A 14,564-nucleotide genomic window follows, 5' to 3' on the forward strand; every position below is an offset into this window, starting at 1 on the left:
AACACCTTATCCGGCCTACGGGTGATGGCGGTCAAATCACAACGACTGGTGGCGCGTCTCGTGGGTCAACAGCAGCGCAATCAGCGTCAGGGCGGCCATTGACGCCAGATAGGTGCCGACCGCCGCCAGACCGTAGTTCCCCTGCAACCATGCGGCAATATATGGCGCTACGGACGCGCCAAGAATTGACGACACGTTATACGAGAAGGACGCGCCGGTGTAGCGAACTTCTGTCGGGAACAGCTCCGGCAACAGCGCGCCCATCGGGCCGAAGGTCAGCCCCATCAGACTCAGCCCCAGCAGCAGGAAAACGAATATCAATGCCGGATTACCGGAACCGAGCAACGGTTTAAAGGCAAACAGCGCGAACAGAATGATCATTGTCGTGATAATGACCATGCTCTTGCGGCGACCAAAAGCGTCTGCCAGCAGGCCCGCAACCGGCACCATCACGCCAAAGCCGATCACCGCCAGCATCAACATCCACAACACCTCGTTACGCGGTAAACCGAGCCCCGCAGGAGCGGCTGCGGTACTGTACGTCATGGAATAGACCGTCATGATGTAGAACAGCGTATAGGTCGCCAGCATGATGAATGTCCCGAGTACCGTTACGCGTACGTGCCGGGTCAGCAGGGTGCCCAGCGGGATTTTCACCTGCTTTTTCGCCGCGGCGACCTTAGCGAATACCGGTGTTTCATGCAGCGAGACGCGGACGTACAGGCCGATAATGACCAGCACCGCAGAGAAAATGAACGGTAAACGCCAGCCCCAGGTCATGAACTGCTCATCGGTCAGCAGCCAGGAGAGGAGCAGGAACGTGCCGTTGGCGAAAAAGAAGCCGATAGGCGCGCCAAGCTGCGGGAAAGAGCCGTACAGCGCGCGCTTGCGCGGCGGGGCGTTTTCGGTCGCCAGCAGCGCCGCGCCGCCCCATTCTCCGCCGAGACCCAGACCCTGGCCAAAGCGCGCCAGCGCCAGCAGCAGCGGGGCGAAAATGCCAATGGTGGCATAGCCCGGCAGCAGGCCGATCACGACGGTGGAGATCCCCATCGTCAGCAATGACGCCACCAGCGTCACTTTACGCCCGACGCGGTCGCCGAAGTGGCCGAATAGCGCAGAGCCAATTGGACGCGCGACAAAGGCGATGGCGAAGGTGGCGAGGGACTGAAGCGTTGCCGCTGCCGGATCGCCCTGCGGGAAGAAAATATGGGGGAACACGATTACCGCGGCAGTCGCGTAAATGTAGAAGTCGAAGAACTCAATGGCGGTGCCGATGAGGGAGGCAACGACGACTTTATTTCGCGAGTTTACCGGAACGTGTTCCTGTTCGTTGTCGAGTGTGGTGGCGGTTGCTTGCATAGTATTTTCTTATTTTTTGGCGAACGAACGGCCATATTACGCACAGCAAAAGCGACATTTCAATCTGTAACAAAGCGGGATTTCGCTCAAATAATGGTCAAAAAGGGGATAATGTTTAGACCTGTGATTTCACGTCTATGAAATGCTTCACACAATTTTAAACTTAGAGGATAAAACTGGTTTTAGGTTAAATAAAAGTTACGGTCTGGATTTATATGCTGCAATGCGTGCCGTATAAGGCGTAGCGACCTGCCGGGCGGTAGGCCGGATAAGCATCGCGCCATCCGGCATCAAATGATGAACTAGCGGTGGGTTTTCCCTGGCATACGCGGGTCGTCTTTGTATTCGGCGGTGGCTATCCAGGCCGCACAAAACAGCGTCAGGCGGGCAAAGAAGTAGAAGAACGCCATCAGGCCAAGCACGGAACCGAATGCGGCGCCAGACGGGGATTTCACCAGGGAAGGCAGCGTGTAGGTCATGATGATTTTGATCACCTCAAAACCGATCGCGGCGATAAACGTACCGCGAATCAATGCCTTCTTGCGCGGTCGGTGGCGCGGTAGCCGCCAGAAAATCCAGAAGAACAGCAGGTAGTTGGCGAAAATCGAAATGGCCAGCCCAATCAACCGCCAGGCGGGTTTTAGCCACTCAATGCTGTCGAGATACAGCGCGGAGATAATCATCTGCTGCGCAGAACCGGCAATCGAGGTAATGGACAGCGTGATAATCAGCGCAACCAACAGCCCAATCAGCGAGACAAAATCGCGCAGGTATTTTATCCAGATTTTTTCCTGATCCTGCGGGGTGCGCTCCCACACGTCCCGAGACTGGGCGCGAATCGCTTCACGCAGGTTGCCCATCCAGTTGATCCCGGAATAGAGCGCAATGCCCAGCCCCACCAGGCCGACGGTGGTTCGCTGCTGAACGGCGGTGTTGATAGTGCTTTTCAGCGTGGACGCCAGCGTAGGGTCGCTGACGTTCATCAGGATTTTATTGAAAATGTCCTCTAATAGCGTGGGATGCGACGCGAGAATAAAACCGGCGGCGGCAAACGACACCATCAGGACAGGGATCATCGACAGAAACGAGAAATAGGTGATCGCGGCGCCAAACTGGTTGCCCAGCCGATCGTTAAAACGCTCTGCGGCGCGGATCAGGTGGGCAATCACCGGCTGACGCTGGATTCTCGCTGCCGTCGTGGAGACCGTTTTGAGCGCCTGGGTGGCCTTGTTGTTTGTTTCTGGTTCGTCACGATCGTGCGTCTCCACTTTGGGCACCGGCGCATGGTCGAGTTCCTGAATAGGGCGTTTTACGTCTTTTTCCTGCGTCATCAGGTCGATAGTCCTTCTTTTGTTAACTCTCAGAACAGTATAGCGTGTCAGTCCACGTAGTCTTTCATTACGCCGGTCAGCCACTCCATAAACAGGTGCACCCGGCGGGAGAGGTTGCGGCGATGCGGGTAGAGCAGGGACACCGGCATTGGGTCAGCGCGATACTGCGGCAGGATCTCGATGAGCGTCCCGGCGCGCAATGCTTCGCGAACGCCGATGCGCGGCACCTGAATGATTCCCAGCCCCGCCAGGCAGGCGGCATGGTAGGTCTCGGTGCTGTTGACCGTCAGAATGCCGCCGGTTTTAATCCACTGCGTGCCGTTTGCCGTTGCCACTTCGAATCCTTGCGGACGCGTGCCCAGATTGACGGAATAATGAACCACCGCATGCGAAGCCAGATCGTCCAGGCCTTCTGGGTAGCCAAAACGCGCCAGATACTGCGGGCTGGCGCAGTTAATGACCGACAGCTTTCCCAACGGGCGGGCGATCAACCCGGAATCCTTTAGCGCCCCGACCCGCACCACGCAGTCGAACCCTTCCCGTATCAAATCCACCAGGCGATCGCTGCTGCTGAGTTCCAGCTCAATACCCGGATATTGCTGTAAAAACGCGGGCAGGCGCGGTATCACCAGGTTCTTGGCGACCCCAACCGGCATATCGACCCGCAGCTTGCCGCTGATGCTGGCCGGGTCGTGCTGGAACAAACCGTCCAGCTCGTCCAGGTTCGTCAGCAGATCTTTCGCACGTTCGTAATACACCATTCCGTCCTGAGTAAGCTGAACCCGCCGGGTGGTACGGTGCAGCAACTGCGTGCCGAGGTGGTTTTCCAGCGCCTGTATCTGGCGGGATACGCTACCTTTAGGAAGGCCTGATGTTTCGGCGGCGCGGGAAAAACTCTCCAGTTCAGCGACGCGAATGAACAACTGCATTGCGTGAATTTTATCCATCGCGAGGTCCCGGTGTTGTTCTGAATGAAACAGTGAAGCGCATTTCGCTACATTTATTGTTTTTCTAACACCTAATAAGCTCTTTCTCAATCTTCACAACACCTGAAATGAGGTTTCTTATGACGCAACGTATCGCATTAGTGACCGGCGGCAGCCGAGGACTTGGTAAAAACGCGGCGCTTAAGCTGGCGAGCAGAGGAATCGGGATCATTCTGACGTGGAACAGCAATGAAAAAGAGGCGCAGCAGGTCGTGCATGAAATTACGCAATCAGGCGGGAAAGCCGCAGCATTGCAGTTGAATGTCGGGGATATTTCGGGATTCCCGGCGTTTGTTGAAAAGGTGCGGGAAACCCTGAAAACGGAGTGGCAGCGTGATTCGTTTGATTATTTATTGAACAATGCCGGAATCGGCATCAACGCGCCGTATTCGACCTTCACTGAAGCGCAGTTTGACCAGCTTTTGAACATTCAGTTTAAAGGGCCGTTTTTCCTGACTCAGGGGCTGTTACCCCTGCTGAAGAATGGCGGCAGGATCCTCAATGTGTCGACGGGGCTGGCCCGTTTTGCGTTGCCTGGCTACAGCGCTTATGCCGCGATGAAGGGGGCGATGGAAGTGCTGACGCGTTATCAGGCAAAAGAGCTGGGCGAGCGCGGCATTAGCGTGAACATTATTGCGCCGGGAGCCATTGAAACTGATTTTGGCGGCGGCAATGTGCGGGACAATGAACAACTGAATGCGTATATCGCGTCACAAACCGCCCTGGGACGGGTCGGTTTGCCGGACGATATTGGTGATGCCATCGCCGCGTTGCTCAGCGATGAACTGGGCTGGATGACCGCGCAGCGTATCGAAGTGTCGGGCGGCATGTTCTTATAATCAGGATGATAATATTAAGCGGGTGGTTTACACCCGCAACATTAATTTAGATTAAGGATAAACTTATTTCAGGAACGCTGTTTTATTCCTGACGTTAATTTTAATATTCCGCGATGACTGTTCATCGACTTCTCTTTATTTCCCTCGCCGCCCAAAATAAATTTCTCAACCTTTGCGTTGTAGTCACTGTAATGCCAAAAAAATCTGTTATATCTATCAAAACAGATAATTAAAATAATATTAAAAGCCTTCTTTATGGAGGGGCTTTTTTAGGGAAGATCATGACGAATAACGCTTCGCAGGCGATGCATTCGCCTTTTGAACACTGTCTGGGCATCATCCGTCAGGCGTCAGTGGAGATCCTGCTGCTGCTAGGCGTACATGTTGCGGAAGGAAAAGAACCGCGCTGGTTTATGGAACAACTGGATCAAGCCCGCCTTAATTTAGGCGGCTGGAGCGTGGTGGCAAAAAAATTACATATAAACGATGCGCAACTGAGCCAGTTTATGCTGCATTTGCGACATCTCCAGCAGTATGTTCCGCAATATGACAGCGGGAAGGATGTCAGTGAAAACCAACTGCTTGCCGCCCTGCGTTTTGTGGCGTCGCTGGAACAACTGCGCCAGCGGCAGCCGCTTCTCACTTATCAGACTGATATTGATGCAGGCAATCAGGACGCGCAAATACAGGCCCGGCGTCAGCTGCGGGCGATTGAACTCACGCTGAAAGCGCTTATTTCGCAGGTGTGGCCGGATCGTCATCAGTTGAATAGCTACCTGAAGCTGCATTTTGGCGCCGATCGTCTGCGACGCTGGTTAAAACTCAGCGAAGGACAGGATGCGCTCAGCGCGATGCTGTTCAGCGAGCTGGCATTGATGGTGGTCGATAAAAAGTCGTTCGCCCGTCACTATTCCGCATTTTTCAAAGACGCGTCTGCGCTGACGCTGTTTGTTGAGCCGCGTACGACCCTGCGTATGTTCCTTGAGGATTGCCGTCAGGCGCGTAACGGCATCATCGCCGGGCAGCCGCTCAGTTCCGTACAGTTGTCGCTACTGGATTGTCAGTTCCGCCAGATCACCCGCTCGGTACAGCGGGCGTTTAATGAAAAACGCACCCGCATAAATCCGGCTTCGTTTATGGCGTCCGATGAGGGCGTGGTGGAGAAATTCTGGGAGGAGGCGCGAGAAAAAGACGCGCTGGCGGGGGGAGATAACCAGGAAATTGGCGAGAGTATTGAACCGCCTCACAAGCGACAGCAGCGGACGGCTGAAGAGCGTGAGCAGCTGATTTCCGGGGCGTTGTGGGGCGGGGTTGGCGCAATGGTGTTGGCGATTCTGGTGGGGGCGTTTTGGTTGTTCAGCTCGCCGCCTCCTTCTGCCGCGCCCGTACAACGCGACGAGGTCATGCAGGATGACGCCCGGCTTGAGGCGCCCTCCGCGCGGGAAACCATGAGCCGCATGGGGATCACCTGGGATCCGTTTAATATGCGCTCGGCGATCGACCGTAATGATACACGCGTTACGGCGTTGTTCTTACAGGGCGGGATGAACTGGCAGCTGGCCTGGACCGAACAGGCGTTTTCGGCGGGCAATGCCGATGTGCTGCAACTGCTGCTGCGCTACCCTTCGCTGATGGATGAGGTAAAACCCTGCCGACGCTTCCTGACGTCGCTGAGCCACGCCATGCTGAACGGAGCGTCGCTGACGTCGCTGCATAAAAAGTATCTGCAAAGTTTTTGTACCGTTCCGGCGGTGGTGATGCGCCAGCAGCATGATATGGAGCAGGCCCGGCTGCGTGTTCAGGCCGAGCCCAGCGTGGAAAACAAAAAATGGTTAAAGATTCAGACCGCCATTTATAACGTGATTCGGTAACGCCGCTATGGTTCGCCGTATAAACCAATCAAACGGCGAACCACGCCATTGGTCCAGCCAAACCCATCCTGCAACGGATATTCCCCGCCGCCCCCTTCACGCGGCGTGCCGCAGGCAATATGGTACTTTTCGATCAGTTTATGGTGCTGCTGGTAAAAAATATTGACGGTTTTTAACCAGTTGCGGGCAATTTCATCCCCCAGCATATCGTCGCCGTACAGCTTGAAGCCCTGGATTGCCATCCACTGTAGCGGCGCCCAGCCGTTAGGCTTATCCCATTGCTCGCCGGTTTCATACTCTGTCGCCATGATCCCGCCAGGTGTCAGCAGACGGCTGCGAACGGCGTTAGCGAGGCGGTCTGCCTGCTCGTGAGTCGCCATGCCGACATACAGCGGCACGATACTGGCGGCGGAAAAGAGCGCCATTTGCTCGCGCCGCCAGTCGTAATCCCGATAGCAGCCATTCTCGTCATCCCACAGATAGCGGTTTACGGCGGCGCGGCGATCGCTGGCTTTCTGGCGAAATGCCGCTTCGGTTTCACGGTCGCCTTTCAGGGCGGAAATGTTGGCAATCGCGCTCTCCAGTTTGTAGAGGAAAGCGTTCAGGTCGATGGGGATGAACTGGGTTGTGCGGATGCTGGCCAGTCGGCTTGCATCGCGCAGCCAGCGTGATGAGTAATCCCAACCGGAGGCCGCGCCGGCACGGAGATCCCGGTATACCTCATTGGCCGGGCGACCCGAATGTTTGGCGGTTTCCACATCCTCCAGCCACGATTCGTCGCGGGGGGTGTCGCGATCGTCCCAGTAGCGGTTGAGCAGGGAACCGTCCGGCATTCTGATGACATGGCGATAGGCCTGGTTGAGCACCAGAGATTCCGCGCCGTCCATCCAGAAGGCGTACTCCATTTTCAGATGATCCAGATAACGCCGCGCCCCGCGCACGCCATCCTCTTCGAACAGTTCGACCATCAGTGCAAAGACCGGCGGCTGCGAGCGGCTCAAATAATATGTGCGGTTTCCGTTGGGGATGTGGCCGTAATTCTCAATCATCCACGCGAAGTTGTCCGCCATACATTTCAGCAGGTCTTCCCGGCCGCTTTCCGCCAGGCCCAGCATGGTGAAATAGGAGTCCCAGTAGTAGGTTTCGCTAAAACGTCCGCCCGGCACGATATAGGATTGCGGCAGCGCCAGCAGCGAGGACCAGGGAATGTGATCCTGCGGCTCACGCGTCAGCACCGGCCAGAGCTGATCGATATGCTCTTTCAGTGAGTTTTCCGGGTTGGAGACATATTCACTGGACCGGGTTTCCGGTAGCCAGAAGTGATTTTCAACAAAGCGCAGCAGGTCAAAGTCGCGGTGTCGTCTGACCTTACGGTATCGGATCAGAATATCCAGCGGGTCCATTTTTGGCGCGCAGTCGGGGAAAGTTTTACTGTCGGCAAAAAGCCGGGATGATTGCACATGCTCGAACAGCTCAAGATAGCGATCGGCTGGGGTAAGGGCGTCGGAGGCGGGTAGCCCCTCAATCATCTCAGGTTCCGGTTCTGCCTCGATCATTTCATCCAGCTTTAACTCGCACGGGTCCGTTTCATAAAGCAGATCGATTTCGATCGTTAATTCGTCGGATGGGGCGGGGTGTAATTTCTGGTTGAGCATAATGAGAAGGACCTCCGGATTGCGTCGTAAATGATACGGGTGTTGCCCGGCTGTCTATTAAGCGTAGACATTCGCTTCGGTATATGAGGTGCAAACTGTGCGATAGATCACGCTTTGTTAATGCGTGAAAAAGAGTCTTTAAATATAGATTACTGATAATAATATAAAAAATATGGAATAGCCGTAACAGGAAGATTTTCACTTTCAGAACATTCGATTGCAACGAGTTATGAATACCGACGCCGAAAGACCCTGCTTATAATAGGGGAAAGCTATCTTATCGATAGTTTATCCCCATGTAATTGCTTGATACTTATCAAAAACCCTTCGCCTGTATTTCCTATGATGGCTATGTCTAATAAAGACATACGCCTGATTTATGTTCATCTTCTGGGCCATAATATCTCACTATAGTGAGGGTAAAATAATGAAAATCATTACCCGTCTTACCGCGATAGCCATAGCAGGCATTGCGATTTGTTATTTAGGATTATCTGGTTACGTCTGGTATCACGATAATCAACGTAGTAAAGAAGCTGATGTGCAAGCCTCAACGCTGGAAGACAATAATAAAATCCTGGGTTTTTTGCGGGAAAAGGGATGCGATTATTGTCATACCCCCTCTGCTGAACTGCCTTTTTATTCCTCTTTTCCCGTTGCTAAGCAGTTGATGAATTATGACATTCAACTGGGCTATAAATCTTTCAACCTTGAAGCAGTACGCGCCGCGTTGGTCGCGGATAAACCCGTCACGCAAAGCGATCTGAATAAGATTGAATGGGTGATGCAGTACGAAACAATGCCGCCAACGCGCTATACCGCGCTGCACTGGGCCGGTAAGGTCAGTGATACGGAGCGGGAGGAGATTCTCGGCTGGATCGCTAAACAGCGCGAACGTTACTACGCCAGCGCGGATACGGCGGCGGCGCACCGTAATGAGCCGGTTCAGCCTGTCCCCGAAAAACTGCCGGTTGACGATCAAAAAGTCGCACTGGGTTTTACCCTCTACCACGATGCCCGTTTATCGGGTGACAGCACCATCTCCTGCGCGCATTGCCATGCGCTGAACGCGGGCGGCGTGGACGGCAGGAAAACCTCCATCGGCGTGGGCGGCGCGGTAGGGCCAATCAACGCGCCAACGGTGTTCAACTCGATCTTTAACGTTGAGCAATTCTGGGATGGTCGCGCGCCGACGTTGCAGGCGCAGGCTGGTGGGCCGCCGTTAAACCCGATTGAAATGGCCTCTAAATCCTGGGATGAAATCATTGGGAAACTCGATAAAGATCCGGTGCTAAAACAGCAGTTCACGGCGATATATCCGCAGGGCTTCAGCGGAGAAACGATTACGGATGCCATTGCCGAGTTTGAGAAGACGCTGATTACGCCAAATTCGCCTTTCGATAAGTGGTTACGAGGGGATGAAAATGCGCTGACGGCGCAGCAGAAACATGGCTATGAGCTGTTCAAAGAGAATAAATGCGCGACCTGTCACGGCGGTATTATTCTCGGTGGGCGTTCCTTCGAGCCGTTGGGTCTGAAGAAAGACTTTAATTTCGGCGAAATTACCGCTGCGGACATTGGACGTATGAACGTCACCAATGAAGTTCGCGATAAATTGCGTCAGAAAGTGCCCGGATTACGTAACGTTGCGCTGACCGCGCCGTATTTCCACCGTGGAGATGTGCCAACCCTCGACGGAGCGGTGAAACTGATGTTGCGTTATCAGGTGGGGAAAGAGATTCCGCAGAAAGACATTGATGATATCGTCGCGTTCCTGGAAAGCCTGAACGGGGTGTATACGCCGTATATGCAAGGAAAATAAAAGAATGCCGGATGACGGCTGAGGTTTTATCGGGCCTACGAAAACCGCACGCGTAGGCCCGATAAGCATAGCGCCATCGGGCATGGCGACGTAAACGCCTTAATCGGCCGACAGGATCATCACACCATCCGGCGCTTATCGACGATTAACGCATTGTCACGAACTCTTCCGCCGCCGTTGGGTGAATCGCCACGGTGTTGTCGAAGTCTTTCTTGGTGGCGCCCATTTTCAGTGCGACCGCGAAGCCCTGCAACATTTCATCCATCCCGAAGCCGATGCCGTGAATACCGACAATCTTCTCGTCTTCGCCGACGCATACCAGCTTCATGCGGCAGGGCTGACGGTGAGACGTCACCGCAGTGTACATGGCTGTGAACGATGATTTGTACACTTTCACCTGGTCGTCGCCGTACTGTTCGCGCGCCTGTGGTTCGGTCAGGCCCACGGTGCCAATCGGCGGGTGGCTAAAGACCACGGTCGGAATATTGCTGTAGTCCAGATGCTCGTTCGGCTTGTTGTTGAACAAACGTTCGGAGAGACGACGACCCGCCGCCACGGCGACTGGCGTCAGCTCAACCGCTCCGGTGTTATCGCCCACCGCATAAATACCTTCCACGCTGGTATTCTGGAATTTATCGACGACGATGTACCCTTTTTCGTTGGTTTTCACGCCGGTGGCGGCAAGGTTAACGTTGTCGGTTGCCGGTTCGCGGCCAATCGCCCAAATCAGGCAATCCACCGTTTCGCTGCGACCGTCTTCCAGTTGCAGGGTCAGGCTGCCGTCGGCGTTTTTCACCACCGCTTTCGGGATCGCGTGGGTGTGAAGCGTCGGGCCTTCCGTGTTCATCACTTCAACCAGCGTTTCGGTGATCATCGGGTCAAAGCTGCGCAGCGGCGCGTGTTTACGCACGAACAGGTGCGTTTGGGCGCCCAGGCCGTTAATCACGCCAGCCAGTTCTACGGCGATGTAACCCGCGCCGACCACCGCAACGCGCTCCGGCAGCGCAGGCAGCGCAAAGAAACCGTCGGAGTCGATACCGTATTCCGTACCCGGAATGGACGGATGGCTCGGGCGACCGCCGGTGGCGATCAGAATGTGATCGGCGGTGATCGTTTCCCCATTCACTTCAAGGGTTCTGGCATCCACGAAGCGGGCGAAGCCTTTGATCACATCCACGTTATTTTTACCCAGCACGTTGTCGTACGAGGTGTGAATACGGTCGATATAGGCCGTGCGGCTGGCAATCAGCGTGTCCCAGTTGAACGCGTTGATGGTGGTGTCAAAGCCGTAGTCCGGGCCGTACATATGGATCGCTTCGCGAATCTGCGCGGCATGCCACATCACTTTTTTAGGGACGCAACCGACGTTGACGCAGGTGCCGCCCAGCTCTTTGGCTTCAATCAATGCACATTTCTGACCGTACATAGCGGCACGGTTAATCGAGGCAATACCGCCGCTTCCGCCGCCGATCGCGATGTAATCATAGTGTTTGGTCATGACCGCTCCTTCATGTTCATTGTAGGGCGAATGAGCGCAATGCCATTCGCCAAAATATTCGCGATTGTATACCTGGAATTAAAAGGTTCCACCGATGGCTGTGATTACTCCGGCACGATCCAGCTGACGGAAGCGTGCCCGGTGCCCGCTGGAACCAGCTTGCTGTGCAGCCACGGCAGCACGTTGTTCATCTGCTTTTCCAGCTTCCACGGCGGGTTAATGACGATCATGCCAGAGGCGGTCATGCCGCGCTGGTCGCTGTCCGGGCGTACTGCCAGCTCAATTTGCAGGATTTTGCGGATTCCGGTGTCTTCCAGGTCGTGAATCATGCGTTTAATTTGCTGGCGTAACACCACCGGATACCACAGCGCATAGGTGCCGGTGGCAAAGCGCTTATACCCTTCGCTGATGCCGCTGACGACCGCCTGATAATCGGTTTTCATTTCGTAAGGCGGGTCGATGAGGATCAGGCCGCGACGCGAAACCGGCGGCAGTTTGGACTTCAACTGCATATAGCCGTCGGCACGCTCCACGCGGGCACGGCTGTCTTTTTGAAACTCAGAACGCAGCAGCGGAAAATCGCTTGAATGCAGCTCCGTCAGTTGCAGGCTGTCCTGCTCACGCAGCAGCTGGCGGGCGATGAGCGGGGAACCCGGGTAGTAACGCAGTTGCCCGTTACGGTTAAAGTGTTCTACCACGCCGATATAAGGCTCCAGCTCGGCCGGTAAATCGTCCTGCTGCCAGATGCGGGCGATCCCTTCCATATATTCACCGGTGCGTTCGGCGTGTTCGCCGCTCAGCTGATAACGGCCAGCGCCAGCGTGCGTGTCCAGATAAAGAAACGGTTTCTCTTTCTCTTTGAGCGACTCGATAATCAGGCTCTGAACAGTGTGTTTGAGGACGTCGGCGTGGTTGCCAGCGTGAAAGCTGTGGCGATAACTGAGCATGGGTAATTAAATTCCGCTGAAATAGACGATTTGTCACAGTTTACAGCAGAAAAGGGCAGATTACCCGTAGGCCGGTAAGCGCAGCGCTACCGGGTATTTTTCCGCTACGCTCGCCATTGAAATTCACTACACTTACCCCCATCTGAAACAAATATGCACAGCGCCGGATGCGCGCTTCATTCACCTCATTCAACAGGACAGCGCTTATGACCAATCCATTACTGACGCCTTTCTCGCTACCGCCGTTTTCCCAAATCCAGCCTGAGCATGTGGTGCCTGCCGTGACAAAGGCGCTGAATGACTGCCGTGAAAACGTGGAGCGGGTAGTGGCGCAGGGCGCGCCGTACACCTGGGAAAATCTCTGCCAGCCGCTGGCGGAAGTGGACGACGTGCTGGGGCGCATTTTCTCTCCGGTCAGCCACCTGAATTCCGTTAAAAACAGCCCGGAACTGCGCGAAGCCTATGAGCAGACGCTGCCGCTGCTGTCTGAATACAGCACCTGGGTTGGTCAGCACGAGGGTCTGTACAATGCGTACCGCGACCTGCGCGATGGCGACCATTACGCGACCCTGAACCTCGCGCAGAAAAAAGCGGTTGATAACGCGCTGCGCGATTTTGAGCTTTCCGGTATTGGTCTGCCGAAGGAAAAACAGCAGCGCTATGGTGAAATCGCCACTCGCCTGTCCGAGCTGGGTAACCAGTACAGCAACAACGTGCTCGACGCTACGATGGGCTGGACGAAGTTAGTGACTGACGACGCGGAACTGGCGGGTATGCCGGAAAGCGCTCTGGCCGCCGCGAAAGCGCAGGCGGAAGCGAAAGAACAGGAAGGCTGGCTGCTGACGCTGGATATTCCAAGCTATCTGCCGGTGATGACCTACTGCGACAACCCGGCATTGCGTGAAGAGATGTACCGCGCCTATGTGACGCGCGCCTCCGATCAGGGGCCGAATGCGGGTAAATGGGACAACAGCCCGGTGATGGAAGAGATCCTCGCGCTGCGTCATGAACTGGCGCAACTGCTGGGTTTCGACAGCTATGCCTTTAAATCGCTCGCCACCAAAATGGCGGAAAACCCGCAGCAGGTGCTGGATTTCTTAACCGATCTGGCGAAACGCGCGCGTCCGCAGGGCGAAAAAGAGCTGGCGCAACTGCGCGCCTTCGCGAAAGCGACGTTCGGCGTCGATGAACTGCAACCGTGGGATATCGCGTACTACAGCGAGAAACAGAAGCAGCACCTTTACAGCATCAGCGATGAGCAACTGCGCCCGTACTTCCCGGAAAACAAAGCCGTGAACGGCCTGTTTGAAGTGGTACAACGCATTTACGGCATTACGGCCAGAGAGCGTAACGATGTGGATGTCTGGCATCCCGACGTGCGCTTCTTCGAGCTGTATGACGAAAATAACGAACTGCGCGGCAGCTTCTACCTCGATCTGTATGCGCGTGAGCACAAGCGTGGCGGGGCGTGGATGGATGACTGCGTCGGCCAGATGCGCAAAGCCGATGGCTCGCTGCAAAAACCGGTCGCCTACCTGACCTGTAACTTTAACCGTCCGGTTAACGGTAAGCCGGCGCTGTTCACGCATGATGAAGTGATCACCCTGTTCCACGAGTTCGGCCACGGTCTGCACCACATGCTGACCCGCATCGAAACGGCGGGCGTTTCCGGCATCAGCGGCGTGCCGTGGGATGCGGTCGAACTGCCGAGCCAGTTTATGGAAAACTGGTGCTGGGAGCCGGACGCGCTGGCGTTTATCTCCGGTCACTACGAGACCGGCGAACCACTGCCGAAGGAACTGCTGGATAAAATGCTGGCGGCGAAGAACTACCAGGCGGCGCTGTTTATTCTGCGTCAGCTGGAGTTTGGCCTGTTCGACTTCCGTCTGCATGCGGAATTTAACCCGGAACAAGGGGCGAAAATTCTGGAAACGCTTTCTGAAATCAAAAAACAGGTCGCCGTGGTGCCGGGGCCGTCATGGGGTCGCTTCCCGCACGCCTTCAGCCATATTTTCGCCGGGGGATATGCGGCAGGTTACTACAGCTATCTGTGGGCCGATGTACTGGCGGCGGATGCCTTCTCGCGCTTTGAGGAAGAAGGCATTTTCAACCGCGATACCGGGCAGTCGTTCCTCGACAACATCCTGACTCGCGGCGGTTCGGAAGAGCCGATGGAGCTGTTCAAGCGCTTCCGTGGTCGTGAACCGCAGCTGGACGCGATGCTGACGCACTACGGCATTAAAGGCTGATAGCGTA

At 55.3% G+C, this 14,564-nt stretch carries 10 protein-coding genes; 4 read left to right on the forward strand and 6 right to left on the reverse strand.

The window, feature by feature from the left end:
• Positions 1–36: 36 nt before the first annotated feature.
• The 3 genes from OGW17_RS12670 to OGW17_RS12680 all read right to left on the reverse strand — a co-directional run bounded on the left by OGW17_RS12670 (position 37) and on the right by OGW17_RS12680 (position 3,637).
• Positions 37–1,359: an MFS transporter gene (locus OGW17_RS12670; RefSeq protein ID WP_049011539.1), complete on the reverse strand. Its 1,323-nt coding sequence runs from the start codon at positions 1,357–1,359 to the stop codon at positions 37–39.
• 302 nt (positions 1,360–1,661) lie between these two features.
• Positions 1,662–2,690, reverse strand: coding sequence for an inner membrane protein YhjD (yhjD, locus tag OGW17_RS12675; RefSeq protein WP_012135646.1), 1,029 nt, complete (start codon positions 2,688–2,690; stop codon positions 1,662–1,664).
• Between the two features lie 47 nt (positions 2,691–2,737).
• The gene (locus tag OGW17_RS12680) at positions 2,738–3,637 is read right to left on the reverse strand and encodes a LysR family transcriptional regulator (protein ID WP_012135645.1); all 900 of its coding nucleotides are present in this window, start codon (positions 3,635–3,637) and stop codon (positions 2,738–2,740) included.
• 119 nt (positions 3,638–3,756) lie between these two features.
• Here OGW17_RS12680 and OGW17_RS12685 point away from each other — a divergent pair, with 119 nt between their 5' ends.
• A complete protein-coding gene (locus tag OGW17_RS12685) occupies positions 3,757–4,515 on the forward strand; it encodes an SDR family NAD(P)-dependent oxidoreductase (RefSeq protein WP_024131041.1) in 759 nt (252 codons plus the stop codon).
• A 281-nt stretch (positions 4,516–4,796) separates the two neighbouring features.
• A complete protein-coding gene (locus tag OGW17_RS12690; RefSeq protein ID WP_071259276.1) occupies positions 4,797–6,386 on the forward strand; it encodes an STY4199 family HEPN domain-containing protein in 1,590 nt (529 codons plus the stop codon).
• Positions 6,387–6,391: 5 nt separating this feature from the next.
• On the opposite strand, the gene OGW17_RS12695 is transcribed toward OGW17_RS12690, so the two are convergent.
• Positions 6,392–8,041, reverse strand: coding sequence for an alpha,alpha-trehalase (locus OGW17_RS12695; protein ID WP_060816131.1), 1,650 nt, complete (start codon positions 8,039–8,041; stop codon positions 6,392–6,394).
• Between the two features lie 427 nt (positions 8,042–8,468).
• Here OGW17_RS12695 and OGW17_RS12700 point away from each other — a divergent pair, with 427 nt between their 5' ends.
• Complete coding sequence (locus OGW17_RS12700) at positions 8,469–9,863, forward strand: cytochrome-c peroxidase (protein WP_071259278.1); 1,395 nt, start codon at positions 8,469–8,471, stop codon at positions 9,861–9,863.
• 145 nt (positions 9,864–10,008) lie between these two features.
• On the opposite strand, the gene gorA is transcribed toward OGW17_RS12700, so the two are convergent.
• Positions 10,009–11,361 carry a glutathione-disulfide reductase gene (gene gorA / locus OGW17_RS12705; protein WP_047460436.1) on the reverse strand — a complete coding sequence of 451 codons (1,353 nt, stop codon included), beginning with the start codon at positions 11,359–11,361 and terminating at the stop codon, positions 10,009–10,011.
• A gap of 104 nt (positions 11,362–11,465) precedes the next feature.
• Entirely contained in the window at positions 11,466–12,308 is an 843-nt protein-coding gene (locus tag OGW17_RS12710) for a 23S rRNA (adenine(2030)-N(6))-methyltransferase RlmJ (protein ID WP_071259280.1), read from the reverse strand.
• 206 nt (positions 12,309–12,514) lie between these two features.
• Here OGW17_RS12710 and prlC point away from each other — a divergent pair, with 206 nt between their 5' ends.
• Positions 12,515–14,557 carry an oligopeptidase A gene (gene prlC, locus OGW17_RS12715; RefSeq protein WP_081353211.1) on the forward strand — a complete coding sequence of 681 codons (2,043 nt, stop codon included), beginning with the start codon at positions 12,515–12,517 and terminating at the stop codon, positions 14,555–14,557.
• The last annotated feature ends 7 nt before the right edge of the window (positions 14,558–14,564 follow it).

Source organism: Citrobacter sp. CK181, assembly GCF_030333595.1.
In the GTDB taxonomy this organism is placed as follows: Bacteria; Pseudomonadota; Gammaproteobacteria; order Enterobacterales; family Enterobacteriaceae; genus Citrobacter_B; species Citrobacter_B koseri.